This window comes from Haloarcula hispanica ATCC 33960, from assembly GCF_000223905.1.
Lineage (GTDB): Archaea > Halobacteriota > Halobacteria > Halobacteriales > Haloarculaceae > Haloarcula > Haloarcula hispanica.
Map to the genome: position 1 here is coordinate 1,111,435 of NC_015948.1, position 13,486 is coordinate 1,124,920.

The 13,486-nt window shown below is 63.3% G+C and carries 10 protein-coding genes; 5 read left to right on the top strand and 5 right to left on the bottom strand.

The window, feature by feature from the left end; translation table 11 throughout:
- Nucleotide 1 precedes the first annotated feature (1 nt).
- Nucleotides 2-2,392 (bottom strand): DNA topoisomerase VI subunit B, encoded by a 2,391-nt coding sequence (locus HAH_RS05725; protein WP_014040063.1) that lies wholly within the window; start codon nt 2,390-2,392, stop codon nt 2-4.
- Between the two features lie 138 nt (nt 2,393-2,530).
- Between HAH_RS05725 and gyrB the strand changes: the two genes are divergently transcribed.
- The 3 genes from gyrB to HAH_RS05740 all read left to right on the top strand — a co-directional run bounded on the left by gyrB (nt 2,531) and on the right by HAH_RS05740 (nt 8,128).
- On the top strand, nt 2,531-4,459 hold the full coding sequence (gyrB, locus tag HAH_RS05730; RefSeq protein ID WP_014040064.1) for a DNA topoisomerase (ATP-hydrolyzing) subunit B: 1,929 nt from the start codon (nt 2,531-2,533) through the stop codon (nt 4,457-4,459).
- Nucleotides 4,456-6,903 (top strand): DNA gyrase subunit A, encoded by a 2,448-nt coding sequence (gyrA, locus tag HAH_RS05735; protein ID WP_014040065.1) that lies wholly within the window; start codon nt 4,456-4,458, stop codon nt 6,901-6,903. The genes gyrB and gyrA overlap by 4 nt, the downstream gene beginning before the upstream one ends.
- Nucleotides 6,904-7,081: 178 nt before the next feature.
- Nucleotides 7,082-8,128 carry an FAD-binding oxidoreductase gene (locus tag HAH_RS05740; protein WP_014040066.1) on the top strand — a complete coding sequence of 349 codons (1,047 nt, stop codon included), beginning with the start codon at nt 7,082-7,084 and terminating at the stop codon, nt 8,126-8,128.
- Here HAH_RS05740 and rocF read toward each other — a convergent pair whose 3' ends face one another.
- Both rocF and HAH_RS05750 read right to left on the bottom strand, forming a co-directional pair.
- Nucleotides 8,129-9,043, bottom strand: a complete 915-nt coding sequence (gene rocF / locus HAH_RS05745) for an arginase (protein ID WP_014040067.1) — start codon at nt 9,041-9,043, stop codon at nt 8,129-8,131.
- A 56-nt stretch (nt 9,044-9,099) separates the two neighbouring features.
- Nucleotides 9,100-10,017 carry an NAD-dependent epimerase/dehydratase family protein gene (locus HAH_RS05750; protein WP_014040068.1) on the bottom strand — a complete coding sequence of 306 codons (918 nt, stop codon included), beginning with the start codon at nt 10,015-10,017 and terminating at the stop codon, nt 9,100-9,102.
- 110 nt (nt 10,018-10,127) lie between these two features.
- Between HAH_RS05750 and HAH_RS05755 the strand changes: the two genes are divergently transcribed.
- Together HAH_RS05755 and HAH_RS05760 are read left to right on the top strand one after the other, a co-directional pair.
- Nucleotides 10,128-10,661: an Rrf2 family transcriptional regulator gene (locus HAH_RS05755; protein WP_004515710.1), complete on the top strand. Its 534-nt coding sequence runs from the start codon at nt 10,128-10,130 to the stop codon at nt 10,659-10,661.
- Nucleotides 10,662-10,806: 145 nt separating this feature from the next.
- Nucleotides 10,807-11,976 carry an NAD(P)/FAD-dependent oxidoreductase gene (locus HAH_RS05760; protein WP_023843208.1) on the top strand — a complete coding sequence of 390 codons (1,170 nt, stop codon included), beginning with the start codon at nt 10,807-10,809 and terminating at the stop codon, nt 11,974-11,976.
- 242 nt (nt 11,977-12,218) lie between these two features.
- Here HAH_RS05760 and HAH_RS05765 read toward each other — a convergent pair whose 3' ends face one another.
- Nucleotides 12,219-13,043, bottom strand: a complete 825-nt coding sequence (locus tag HAH_RS05765; protein WP_014040070.1) for a nucleoside phosphorylase — start codon at nt 13,041-13,043, stop codon at nt 12,219-12,221.
- The gene (cdd, locus tag HAH_RS05770; RefSeq protein WP_004962275.1) at nt 13,040-13,426 is read right to left on the bottom strand and encodes a cytidine deaminase; all 387 of its coding nucleotides are present in this window, start codon (nt 13,424-13,426) and stop codon (nt 13,040-13,042) included. Before cdd ends, HAH_RS05765 begins: the two co-directional genes overlap by 4 nt.
- Nucleotides 13,427-13,486 lie beyond the last annotated feature (60 nt).

The following is a 13,486-nucleotide window of genomic DNA, read 5'->3' on the forward strand; positions in this document are numbered from 1 at the left end:
ATCAGGCGTTCACCGTGAGTTTCTCCTCTTCGATGCCGTCGACCGAGACGGTGAACTCGGCCTCGTCGGTCACGCTGTATTCGAGGACGGCGGTTTCACCGGCCCCGACGGTCGGGGACCACTTGACGAACCACTCGCCGTCCATCTCGACGACCGTCGCGCCGTTGGTGACCTGCGGTTCGGCGGTGACGATGTCGGTCAGTTCCACGTCCGCGTTCGTGTCGTCGTTGTTCTCGATACGGACCCGGACCGTGTCGTCCTCGACCTCGCGCTCGACGAGGACGTTGTTCATGATGCGGGCCAGCGAGTCATCAATGTGTAGCTCGTCGTTGTCCGTGACTTCGGTGAGCTTTTCGGCCATCTCGGGCAGGATAGTCGCCAGCTTGTCCTGCTTCTCGCGGCGCTGTTGCATCGAGCGACGCTTGTTCAGGTAGCTCTTGAGTTCGCGAGCAGCCTCCCGGATGGCGAGTTCGATTTCGTCTTCCATCTCGGGGACGTTGGCGATGGCGTCCTTGGACTCGCTGGTGAAGGGCACGTTCGTCGAGGCGACGTGGACCATGATGACGGCCGGCCCCTTCGGGATGCCCGAGCCGCCGGGCTGGTCGAGGTTGTAGTTGCGCCAGCGGATGGACTTCACAACGTCAGTCGTCGCACAGGCCCCGCGCTGGTACACCAGCGGCACGCGGTTGGCGAATCGCATCACGTCGACGGTCCCTTCGGCTTCCAGTTCACCGCCGTAGGCGATGCCGGCCTCGACGATGAACGGGTCGCCGCCGTGGACCGACGCGTCCCGCGTCGATGCGGCGTAGAAGTCCGCGTCGAACTCTTTCCGGAGTCCTTCCTCGACGAGTTCCGCGCTGATGGGGGAGAGACAGTCCGTCGGCGGCGCGATGATGTCCGTCTCGCGCATCGCCGACAGCAACTGACTCGCCGTATCGCGGTCGTCGGCGATGTCGGAGACCTTCGGCGGCTCCTCCGGGACGCCCTCGGCGGCCGTCCAGAGCGCCTCTAGCACGTTCTCACGGGCCGTTTCGCCGAAGGTGGCGTCGTCTTGCTCCTCGGTCATGTCGGCCGCGCGGTCGATGTAGCCCCGGAGTTCGTCGCAGGTCAGCCGGTGGCGGCCGTCGTCGTCGAACTTGTCGGCCAGTCGGCTCGCCAGCCCCTCGATGGCGGCGTCGTCCTTGCGTTTCGTCGTCACGTCGTCGACGAGCGCGTAGAGGTCGCCGGTCAGGTCCGCGGTGACGGCTCCCCAGGCGGCGTCGACGGCGTTCTCCCGAACAGTGGAGCCGAACGTCGTGTCGCCGTCGGCTTCGGCGTCTTCGGCCGCGTCGTCGACGATGGCTTCGACCTCGTGGTACGCGACCCGGTCGCGGTCGTGGATGGCGTCGGAGACGGCGGCGGCGAACGTCGCCGTGGTTTCAGCGCCCTTGTTCGCCACGGCGTCCTCGACGGCGGCCTCGATGTCTGCGTCCTCCCCGACTTTCGGCGGCTGCCAGGCCATGCCGCGGCCGTAGTGGCGGTCGTTGAAGTTCGCGATGACGCTGTCGGCGGTCTTCCCGCCGACGCGGGTGAACTCCTCCTGCATGAACCCCGACACGGAGTAGGAGTCCGTGGCTTCGAGCATCTTCAGCAGGGTTCCCAGTTCGACGCCGTGTGGGTGAGGCCGTATCTCCTCGGTCTCGTCGGGGAGCTCGGCGCGCTCGGCGCGTTCGAACTTCAGCGATTCGTCCAGCCCCGGCTCGTCGAACTCGATACGGGCGTGGGGGTTGACGACGGCCGTGTCCTGAATGTAGTCGCGCAGTGTCGAGCGGGCCCGCATATTGGCCTCCATCTCCAGTTCGATGCGCGTGCCGTGAGGTCGCTCCCAGGTCGTCGTCTCGTCGACGCTGATTTCGGGTTCGTTGGTGTCCGTGTCGACGATGAGTTCGAAGTACTGGGCCTCGTCTTGGCCCTTCGGCCGGGACGTGATTTTCGCCGGCTTGCCGGAGGTAAGCTGTGAGTAGAGCACGGCCGCAGAGATCCCGATCCCCTGCTGTCCGCGATTCTGCTCCCTGGCGTGGAAACGGGAGCCATAGAGGAGCTTCCCGAAGATTTTCGGTGCCTGTTCCTTCGTGATACCGGGGCCGTTGTCCTCGACGACCAGCTTGTAGTAGTCGCCGGACTCCTGAATCTCGACGTAGATATCGGGGAGAATACCGGCCTCCTCGCAGGCGTCGAGCGCGTTGTCGACGGCCTCCTTGACGGCCGTGACGAGCGCTCGGGCCTCCGAGTCGAAGCCCAGCATGTGCTTGTTCTTCTCGAAGAACTCGGCAATGGAGATGGCCCGCTGGGATTCGGCCAACTCCTCGGCGATCCCCTCGCCCTCGCCGAGTTGCGACTGATACGAGGTCATTGTCGTGCGGTACGTACCCGCGTCGGGGTTAAAAGGTAATCGCCACCGGAGTGAAAGTAAACCCTCCCTTCAAAATCGCAGTCCCGCGCGCGTGCGGGAGCTTTATACGTCCCCCTCTATTAGGACGGGTAAGTTCCTATGTCAGGAGAGTCTGATGAGTACGGCGCAAAGTCGATCCAGACCCTCGAAGGGCTGGAAGCCGTCCAGAAGCGACCCGCGATGTATATCGGGTCGACGGACGCTCGCGGCCTCCATCATCTCGTCTACGAGGTGGTCGACAACGCGATCGACGAGGCGCTCGCCGGCTACTGTGACAACATCGACGTAACGATTCACGACGACGGCTCCGTCTCTGTCAGCGACGATGGACGGGGCATCCCCGTCGATACCCACGAAGAGCACGGCCGCCCGGCCGTGGAGGTCGTGATGACGATTCTCCACGCCGGTGGGAAGTTCGACAACAAGTCCTACCAGGTCTCCGGTGGCCTCCACGGGGTCGGGGTGAGCGTGGTCAACGCACTCTCGAAGTGGCTCGAAGTCGAGGTCAGGCGCGACGGCGCGCTCTGGAAGCAGCGCTTCGACCACGGCAAACCGGAGTACGACCTCAAGAAGGTCCGCGACCTCGAACCCGACGAGGAGACGGGCACGACGGTCCGGTTCTGGCCGGATGACGAGATCTTCGAGACCGGCGAGTTCAAGTTCTCGACGCTGTCGTCCCGACTGCGGGAACTCGCCTTCCTCAACTCCGGTGTCGCCATCTCTATCATCGACGAGCGCGACGGCGAAACGGAGACGTTTGCCTACGACGGTGGCATCCGCGAGTTCGTCGAGTATCTGAACGAGACAAAGGACCCGCTCCACCGCGACATCATCTACTTCGAGGACGAGGAGGAAATCGCTGAGGGGCCGGTTCAGGTCGAGATTGCCATGCAGGGGACCGACGACCTGCAGGGCTCTATTCACGCCTTCGCCAACAATATCAACACGCGCGAGGGCGGGACACACCTCACAGGGTTCAAAACATCGCTCACACGGGTCGTCAACGACTACGCGACCGACAATAATCTGCTGAAAGACCTAGACGATACGCTCAAAGGCGACGACATCCGCGAAGGGCTGACAGCCGTCATTTCTGTCAAACATCCCGACCCCCAGTTCGAGGGCCAGACCAAGACGAAACTCGGCAACAGCGAGGTCCGGGGTATCGTCGAATCGGCGATGCACGACGGGCTTGCTACCTTCTTCGAGGAGAACCCCGACACGGCCGAGGCCATCGTCGGAAAGGCCGTCGAAGCCGCGAAAGCACGGAAGGCCGCACAGAAGGCAGAGGAACTCACCCGCCGGAAGTCGGCGCTCGACTCGACCGCACTGCCCGGAAAGCTGGCCGACTGCCAGACCCGGGACCCCGAGGAAGCCGAACTGTTCATCGCCGAGGGTGACTCCGCGGGCGGCAGCGCCAAACAGGGCCGCAACCCGGATTTCCAGGCCATCCTCCCCATCAAGGGGAAGATTCTGAACGTCGAGAAACACCGGCTAGACCGGATCTTGGAGAACAACGAGATACGGAACCTCATCACCGCGCTCGGGACCGGTATCGGCGACGAGTTCGATATCGACGACCTGCGTTACGAGAAGATCATTCTGATGACGGACGCGGACGTCGACGGGGCACACATCCGGACGCTCCTGTTGACGCTGTTCTACCGGCACATGAAGCCGCTGCTGGAAGCCGGCTACGTCTACGCCTCCCAGCCGCCGCTGTACCGCATTCGCTACCGCGGAAACACGTACGATGCAATGACGGATGCAGAACGCGACAAGATAATCGAAGAGAAGTGTGACGGCAACCCCACCCACGTCCAGCGGTTCAAGGGACTCGGTGAGATGAACCCCGAACAGCTCTGGGAGACGACGATGAACCCCGACAACCGGATTCTCAAACAGATAACTATCGAGGACGCCGCGGCCGCCGACAAGATGTTCAACATTCTGATGGGCGACGCCGTCGAACCTCGCAAGGAATTCATCAAGGAGAACTCGCCTGAAGCGGAGTGGGTCGACATATGAGCTCTGACGCTAACGACGCGAACGCCCCGGCAGAGCAGATCAAGCACGTCCGCATCGAGGACGAGATGGAGCAGTCCTACATCGACTACGCGATGTCGGTCATCGCGGGTCGGGCGCTCCCGGACGTTCGAGACGGTCTCAAACCCGTCCATCGGCGCATCCTCTACGCGATGCACGAGATGGGTGTCTCCTCGAACACCGCCCACCGGAAGTCCTCCTCAATTGTCGGCGACACGATGGGTGACTACCACCCGCACGGCGGCTCAGCCATTTACGACACGCTCGTCCGGATGGCACAGGACTTCTCCATGCGGTATCCGCTGATAGACGGCCAGGGGAACTTCGGCTCGATGGACGGCGACCCCGCGGCCGCCATGCGGTACACGGAGGCCCGGATGGACCCCATCGCCGAGGAACTGCTCGAAGATATCGAGAAGGACACCGTCGATTTCTCCAGTAACTACGACGACCGCCTGCAGGAACCCGACGTGCTGCCGTCGAAAGTCCCGAACCTCCTGTTGAACGGGTCCTCGGGGATTGCCGTCGGGATGTCGACAAACATCCCGCCGCACAACCTCGGCGAACTGGTCAACGCGACGGTCCAACTGCTGGAAAACCCCGACTGCACGGTCGAGGACCTGATGGAGCATATCAAGGGGCCGGACTTCCCGACCGGCGGCAACATCGTCGGCCGCGACGCCATCTACTCGGCGTACGCGACCGGCCGCGGCCGCTTGCGGGTTCGCGCCGAGTATGAGGTCGACCCCGAGGAGGGTCGCATCGTCATCAGCGAACTCCCCTACCAGGAGAACAAGGCCCGCGTCGTCGAGCGCATCGCCGACGACGTGAACGAGGGGAAAATCGAGGGCATCGCCGACCTCCGTGACGAGTCCGACCGCAACGGCGTCCGCATCGTCGTCGAACTCAAGCGTGGGGCGAACATCGACGTGGTCGAGAACCGCCTGCTCGACCACCATCTCGAATCCACCTTCGGCGTCATCAACCTCGCGCTGGTCGACGGCCAACCGAAAGTCCTCTCGCTAAAAGAGACCCTGCAGCACTACATCGACCACCGCCGCGAGGTCGTCCGCCGGCGCTCCGAGTACGACCTCGCCGAAGCCGAGGACCGCGCACACATCCTCGAAGGCCGGCTGAAGGCGCTGGAAAACGTTGAGGACGTGGTCGAGCTCATCCAAAACAGCGAGGACCGCGACGCAGCCCGCACCGGGCTACAGGAGTCCTTCGAGTTCTCCGAGGAGCAGGCCGCTCACATCGTGCGGATGCAACTCGGCTCGCTCACCTCGATGGAAGCGACGGAAATCGAGGAGGAGTACGAGGACGTACAGAACACTATCGACTACCTCGAATCTGTCCTCAACAGCCGCGAGAAGCTCGACAGCGTCATCGCAGACGAACTGCAGGAAGTCAAAGACGAGTACGGCGACGACCGCCGGACGAGCATCATCGAGGACGAGGGCCAGGTCACCCACGAGGACCTCATCCCCGAGGAAGACTGCGTCGTCGTCATCACCGAGGACGACTACATCAAGCGGATGCCGGTCGAGAACTTCGATCCCCAGAACCGCGGCGGCAAGGGGATCATCGGGGCCGACCCCAAGGAGAACGACCGCGTCTCGAAGGTGTTCCGGGCCAACAGCCACGACTACCTGCTCTGTTTCACCAATCAGGGACAGGTCTACCGGCTCAAGACCTACGAGATCCCGGAAATGTCCCGAACCGCACGGGGCAAGTCCGCCATCAACCTCATCGACCTCGACGACGGCGAGGAACTGACCGCCGTCGTCTCGACCGACGAGTTCGGCGAGGACGAGTGTATCACGATGGTGACCCGGAACGGCTACGTCAAGCGGACCTGCTGTTCGGAGTTCGAGAACATCCTTTCGACCGGAATCATCGCCGCCAAGCTCGAAGACGGCGACGAACTCATTGACGTGGACGTCACCGACGGCACCGGCGACCTCGTCATCGCCACGGAGGCGGGGATGACCATCCGCTTCAGCGAGAGCGAAGTCAGCGAGATGGGTCGGTCCGCACGCGGCGTCAACGGCATCAAACTGCAGGGCGACGACAGGGTCGCGGCGATGGTCGCCACCGACGGCGACGACCGCCGCTCGCTGTTGACTGTCACGGAACACGGCTTCGGCAAGCGCACCAAACTCGACGAGTATCGGACCCAATCCCGCTACGGCAAGGGCCTCATCGACATCAAGACCGACGACCGCAACGGCCGGGTGTCGACCGCCAAGGCCGTCACTGACGAGGACCATCTGGTCATCATGTCCGAACAGGGCCAGATTATGCGTATCCGCGCCGGCGACGTGTCCCAGGTCGGTCGGAACACAAAGGGTGTGACGATTATGGGACTCGAAGAGGATGACCGCGTGGCGAGTGTGACGGTTGTGCCGGCAGAAAGCGAGAAGTAATCGCGAGCGAAGCGAGCGGCCTTTTTCGCCACCGAAAGACTCGCGTCGCTCGTCTTTCGAGCCTTGCTTCACTTCGTTCAGCAAGACCACGTTTTTGCCGCGAGTGGTGGCCTACGGCCACCCGAGCGGGAAAAAGGTGGTGGGCTAGACATACCCGTGTCGGTGTCGTACCCCGTCTATGGACTTGCCGCGGCATCTCTCACAGCACGACCGGGCGGCGCAGTTGCCGCTGGTGACCGAGGACGCGCAGGTGACGCTCGTCGAACCGATGGACCGTAACCGCAACAACGAGGTGTTGTCCGCGGTCCGGGAGCAAATCGCACCTGTTGGAGACCGGTCGTGGTTGGCGGCCGCCCGAAACGGCTCGACAATCCGGTGGTCGGCGTTGTTCGACCGTTTGCGCGATGCCGGGGCGTCGAAACGGCGGCTCGCGCGAATCGAGACGCTTGCCGAGCGCTTTGACCGCCCCTACCCCTCCCTGCTGCGACTGCGTGTTAAACCCGACGTGGACCTCGATTTCGCGCCCGGCCAGTACGTGACGCTCAGGCTTCACGGCACGCCGCGGGCGTACTCGCTTGCGAACTCGCCCAGCGAGGACGAACTGGAGTTCTGCATCCGACTGGTCCCCGGCGGGAAACTGACCAGTGGGCTGTTCGAACACGTCGACGTCGGCGAGGATGTCGTCGTTCGCGGGCCGAACGGCGACATGGTACTGGACCCGCCATCGAGCCGGGATATGGTCTTTCTGGCCACCGGGACCGGCGTCGCGCCGTTCAAGAGCATGATCGACTACACGTTCGAGCAGGGGCGGGACGTGGTCGACGGCGAGCCCCGCGACATCTGGCTGTTTCTGGGCTGTGGCTGGGAGGACGACCTGCCCCACCGTGAACACTTTCGGCGACTCGACGCCGAGTACGACCACTTCCATTTCGTTCCGACGCTTACGCGCGAACCGCTGCTGACCGACTGGGACGGCGCGACCGACTACGTCCAGTCGGTGTTCGTCAACTACGTCGCAAACGACGCGCTGGAGGGTGCGGACCTGCCGGCGCGGTTCGACGCCGTTCGGGAGCAGCGCCCCCAGTCCGGCGTCGACGCCCGCATTGATCCGTCGAACGTCGAACTGTACGCGTGCGGTATCAGTGCGATGGTATCGACGCTGGTCCGGGCCGCGCGAAGCGTCGGGATTCCCGAGTCCGAAATGCAGTACGAGGGGTTCGGATAGCTACAGCACGCGCTTGCCGAAGGCGCTGGCGACGAGTTCACAGCCCAGTTCGGCGGTGCGGTTGTGTTCGTCGAGAATCGGGTTCACCTCGACCATTTCCATCGAGCGCAGTTGGTCGTGGTACTCGGCGACGTACTCCATCGCGATGTGGGCCTCACGGTAGGAGACACCGCCGCGAACCGGCGTGCCGACGCCGGGGGCTTCTGTCGGGTCGAGCCAGTCGAGGTCGAGCGAGACGTGTATCCCGTCCGTCCCGTCAGTCGCGATTTCTAGTGCCTCCGCGACGACCTCCGGTGCGCCGCGGGTGTCGATATCCGACATCGTGAACGCGGTCACGTCGCTCTCGTACAAACGGCGGCGCTCTCCGTCATCGACATCCCGTAAGCCGACGAGAACAACATTCTCCTCGCGCACCGCAGGGGTGTGGGCCCAGTCGTGGTCGGCAAATGCCCCGTCGCCGAGGACAGCCGCCAGCGACATCCCGTGGATGTTCCCGCTTGGCGTGGTCTCCGGCGTGTTGAAATCGCCATGTGCGTCAAACCAGATGACACCCAGTTCCTCACCATCACGGGCCGCGCCGGCAATGGTCCCGATACCGATAGAGTGGTCGCCGCCCAGCACGAGCGGGAACTGGCCGTCCATGAGCGTGGCGTCGACGGCCGTTGCCACGTCTTCGCACACTTCTTTCGTCTCTCTGAAGAACTTGGCACGACCGGATGGGAGACCGCCCGCGTCCGGGTCGGATTCCTCCGGTCGCGGCACAGCGATGTCACCGCCGTCGATACAGTCGATACCGGCACTCGCCAACTGGTCGGCGAGGCCGCCGTACCGTATCGCTGACGGCCCCATGTCGACGCCGCGCCGGTCGGCGCCGAGGTCCATCGGAACGCCGAGGACGCGAACCTGTGTGTCCATACTCGTGCTTCGACGGGCCAGGACTAAATATCAGTGTTTGCCTGTTCTCCGATAACTTACGTGTAGGGCGCACAGACCAGTTCGATGCCTTCTTCGAAGCTGATCTCCGGTTCCCAGCCTGTCGCGTCGTGCATCCGCGAGAAGTCAGCGCAGGTGTCGTGGACGTAGACGTCCTCGGGAATCGGGTTCTCGACGTACTCCGGTTCGATATCTGTTCCGAGTTCGTCGTTCAGCATCTCGACGACGGTGTTGAAGTCGTAGGCCTCGCCGGTCCCGAGGTTGTACACGCCGTTCAGTTCGTGTTCGGCGGCCAGGACGAGCCCGCGGACGATGTCGTCGACGTGGGTGAAATCGCGGGTCTGCTCGCCGTCGCCGTACAGCTTCGGCGCGTCGCCGCCGGCAAGGTCGTCGGCGAACTGGGCGATGACGTTCGCGTACTCGCCCTTGTGTTCCTCCGCGCCGCCGTAGCCCTGGTACACCGAGAAGAAGCGCATCCCGGCCAGCGTGAGGTCGTAGTGGTTCTGGAAGTACTCCGCGTACGTCTCCCGGGCCATCTTCGAGGCCTCGTAGCCGGTGTTGACCGTCACGTCCATGTCCTCCGGCGAGGGTTCGGTCCGGCTGCCGTAGATGGAGGACGTCGAGGCGTAGACGATGGTATCACAGCCGTCGTCCCGGGCCTGCTCGACTGTGTTGACGAACCCCTCGACGTTCACGCGAGCGCCGTGGGTCGGATTGTCCTCGTGCATCGCGTAGGACGATAGGGCCGCGAGGTGGAATACCACGTCCACGTCGGTCGGCAGGTCGTCCGCAAGCACGCTCTGCTCGACGTACTCTACGTCGTCTGATACGTTCTCCGGCGTGCCGAGATAGCCGTCGTCCAGAGCGACGACATCGTTGTTCTCGGCCAGTTTGTTCGCGAGGTTTGCCCCGATGAACCCGCCACCGCCGGTCACCAGAACGCGCTGACTTTCCATATCTGTGTCAGGTCAGCGCTGGAATAAAGTACTAACGTTTTCCGCGATTCTGGGACGGTTCCAGACGGTTTACCGTCGCATTTAAGGACGGCTGTACCGAACAACAGATTATGTCATCTATCGAACTGACACCCAGTCAAAAGAACATTCTGCAGGAACTGGTAAATCTCTATCGGGAAAGTGAAAGCGCTGTCAAAGGTGAAGACATCGCCGAAAAAGTCGACCGTAACCCGGGCACGATTCGCAACCAGATGCAGAGTCTCAAAGCCCTGCAGTTGGTCGAGGGCGTCCCCGGTCCCAAAGGTGGGTACAAGCCTACCGCCAACGCCTACGACGCACTCCAGATTCAGGACATGGACCAGGCCGCGGAGGTCCCGCTACGCCACAACGGCGAGCTCGTCGAACACTCGAACGTCGAGGAAATCGACCTGACTAGCGTCCACCACCCCGAGGAGTGCCGCGCGGAGATTCAGCTACAGGGCACGATGTCCGAATTCCACGAGGGCGACTCGGTGACGGTCGGACCGACACCGCTGTCGAAGCTTCAGATTATCGGGACCCTCGAAGGGAAAGACGACACCAACAACAAACTCATCCTCGCTATCGACGATATGCGGGCACCGGCGGGCGAGCCGGAACACTAGTACGTGTCACTGGTCTTTTGAATTGTTTTCCTGCGGTCACCGGGGCCGCGACATACCGTACTTGCCACGAGTCTCGCTGGAGAATTGTTCCCCCGCTGAGAGGGATTTCAAAGGGTTTGTATCAGTCGGTTGCGGAGTCTCCGGTATGACAGAGAACGTGGTCGTACTCGGTGCGGGGTACGCTGGCGCGGGGGCAATAAAGAGTTTAGAGGACGAGCTAGACGGTGTGACGGACGTCGATGTAACCTGGATTTCTGAGACGGACTATCACCTGGTCTTACACGAGTCCCACCGCTGCATTCGGGACCCGAGCGTTCAGGAGAACATCGCTATTCCCGTCCACGAGATCAAACAGCCCTCGACCTCGTTCGTCCAGGACGAGGTCGTCGGCATCGACACCGACGCTCAGGAAGTGGCCCTCGCCGATTCCGACACCATCGAGTACGACTACCTGCTCGTGGGGCTGGGCTCGCAGACCGCATTCTTCGGCATCGACGGCCTCGAAGAGCACGCGCTGACGCTCAAGAGCCTCGACGACGCGCTCGACATCCACGACAACATCCAGCAGGCCGCTCGTGACGCCTCCACCAACGACCCCGCGCAGGTCGTCATCGGCGGCGCTGGCCTTTCGGGCATCCAGACCGCCGGCGAAGTCGCCGAGTTCCGCGACGAACACAACGCGCCCATCGACATCCACCTCGTCGAAGGGCTCGATCAGGTCCTGCCAAACAGCGACCCCGAGCTTCAGGGTGCCCTGCGCAAGCGCCTGGAGGCCGCCGACGTGAACATCAAGTGCGGGGAGTTCATCGGCGAGGTCGACGAGGAGACGGTGTACATCGGCGACGAGGACGAACTGGACTACGACGTGCTGGTCTGGACTGGCGGCATCACCGGCCGCGATTGTATGCAAGATGTCGACCTCGACAAAGACGAGCGCAACCACCGCGTCCACGCGGAAGGGAACTTCCAGACCGACGACGAGCACGTCTTCGCTATCGGTGACTCGGCGCTGATTGACCAGCCGGGCGACCAGCCCGCCCCGCCGACCGCCCAGGCCGCCTGGCAAGCCGCCGAAGTCGCCGGCGAGAACCTGGCTCGTGCGGTGCGGGGCCAGCCGCTGAAGACCTGGACCCACAAGGACAAGGGGACGGTTGTGTCGGTCGGCGAGAAAGCCGTCGCCCACGACGTTGTGAACATGCCCATCGAAACCTTCGGCGGGATGCCCGCGAAACTGCTGAAAAAGGCGATTGCCGCCCGCTGGATCAAGGACGTTACTGGCGTCGGTCGGGCCGTCAAGGCCTGGCCCGACATGTAGTACCTTTTTACTTCGTCGGGTGTCCTCACGCGCTCTTCGAGCGCGCTGCGGGCACCACTCCTCGCAAAAATCTACGCTAAAAACGACCGTCTCGCTCCCGCTGGTCGCGAGACGTAAAACCGCGCGCCGATGGCGCGCGGTATGCTGTTTCTACCGCGTTGCGACTGCACAGCGCCCGCCGCCGCTACCGCTCTGCTACTGCAACAGCACCTGCTGGCGGCTAGCAGCGGTTAGAAATCGGACTAGCGGTCGATAGAGAGGCCGGCGTGCCACCCGTCGGCGTCGGCCTCCTCGACGGCCGCGTCCATCTCGGCGAGATAGGAGACGGCGAGGCTGGCGCATTTCGCTGCCTTGCGCTCGCCTTCGGTTCGGAACTCGCCGGTGACGCGGTTGGCGTACACCGTACAGACAGCGCCGGCCCGCAGGCCGTACAGGTTCGCGAGCGTGAGAATCGTCGCGGCCTCCATCTCGAAGTTGAGGACGCCGGCCTCTTGAAGCGCCGCGATGCGTTCGTCGCTGCCGCTGGCCTCGAAGTCCTCGAACCCCGGGCGTGACTGCCCGGCGTAGAAACTATCCGTCGAGCAGGTGACGCCGAGGTGGTAGTCGTAGCCGAGTTCCTCGGCGGCGGCGACGAGTGCCGAAACGATCCGGTGGTCGGCGCTGGCGGGGTAGTCCTCGCGGACGTACTCCTTGCTGGTCCCCTCCTGCCGTACTGCGCCAGTCGTGATGACGAGGTCGCCGATACTGGCTTCCTCCTGAATTGCGCCACAGGACCCGACCCGGATGAACGAGTCAGCGCCGACGCGGGCCAGTTCTTCGAGCGCGATTGCGGCCGACGGGCCGCCGATACCCGTCGAGGTCACAGAGATGGGCGTGCCGTCGTGAGTGCCCGTTGCCGTGCGGTACTCGCGGTGCTCGGCGACGATGTCGTGGTCGTCCCAGTAGTCGACGACCTTTTCGACGCGTTCCGGGTTCCCCGGCAGCAGGACGCTGTCGGCCACGTCGGCCTCGCTCACTTCCAGATGGTACTGTACGTCGTCGTTCGGGTCTTCACTATCGCTTGTCATTTGTCGAGATGGTCGCTGGTGATTGTTGTCGGCAGGAGCTCCCCGAGCTCGTACACCGTCGGCTCGTCGCCGTCGGTGATGATCTCGAACGACTCGTCACAGAACTCGCTGAACGTCTGTCGGCACATCCCACAGGGAGTGACGCCGTCGCGCTTGCCAGAGGTGACGGCGACGCGTTCGAACGACCGGTGCCCGTCGCTGACAGCCGCACCGATGGCCACTTCCTCGGCGTGCAAGCTGTTGCTGTAGTTGGCGTTTTCGATGTTACAACCGGTGTAGACGCTTCCATCACTCGTTTCGAGCGCCGCGCCGACCGTGTACTCCGAGTACGGCGCGTACGCCTCGTCAATGGCGTCTCTCGCTGCGTCGAGGAGGTCCTCCATGCACTGGGCGTCGAAGGGCCGTGTAGAAATTCTATCGGTCTCGGTAGCAGTCGGTGCTCG

Bases quoted from the DNA above. Each gene is read 5' to 3' on its own strand.
- HAH_RS05725 (WP_014040063.1), bottom strand. From the start codon at position 2,392: ATGACCTCGTATCAGTCGCAACTCGGCGAGGGCGAGGGGATCGCCGAG.
- gyrB (WP_014040064.1), top strand. From the start codon at position 2,531: ATGTCAGGAGAGTCTGATGAGTACGGCGCAAAGTCGATCCAGACCCTC.
- gyrA (WP_014040065.1), top strand. From the start codon at position 4,456: ATGAGCTCTGACGCTAACGACGCGAACGCCCCGGCAGAGCAGATCAAG.
- HAH_RS05740 (WP_014040066.1), top strand. From the start codon at position 7,082: ATGGACTTGCCGCGGCATCTCTCACAGCACGACCGGGCGGCGCAGTTG.
- rocF (WP_014040067.1), bottom strand. From the start codon at position 9,043: ATGGACACACAGGTTCGCGTCCTCGGCGTTCCGATGGACCTCGGCGCC.
- HAH_RS05750 (WP_014040068.1), bottom strand. From the start codon at position 10,017: ATGGAAAGTCAGCGCGTTCTGGTGACCGGCGGTGGCGGGTTCATCGGG.
- HAH_RS05755 (WP_004515710.1), top strand. From the start codon at position 10,128: ATGTCATCTATCGAACTGACACCCAGTCAAAAGAACATTCTGCAGGAA.
- HAH_RS05760 (WP_023843208.1), top strand. From the start codon at position 10,807: ATGACAGAGAACGTGGTCGTACTCGGTGCGGGGTACGCTGGCGCGGGG.
- HAH_RS05765 (WP_014040070.1), bottom strand. From the start codon at position 13,043: ATGACAAGCGATAGTGAAGACCCGAACGACGACGTACAGTACCATCTG.
- cdd (WP_004962275.1), bottom strand. From the start codon at position 13,426: ATGGAGGACCTCCTCGACGCAGCGAGAGACGCCATTGACGAGGCGTAC.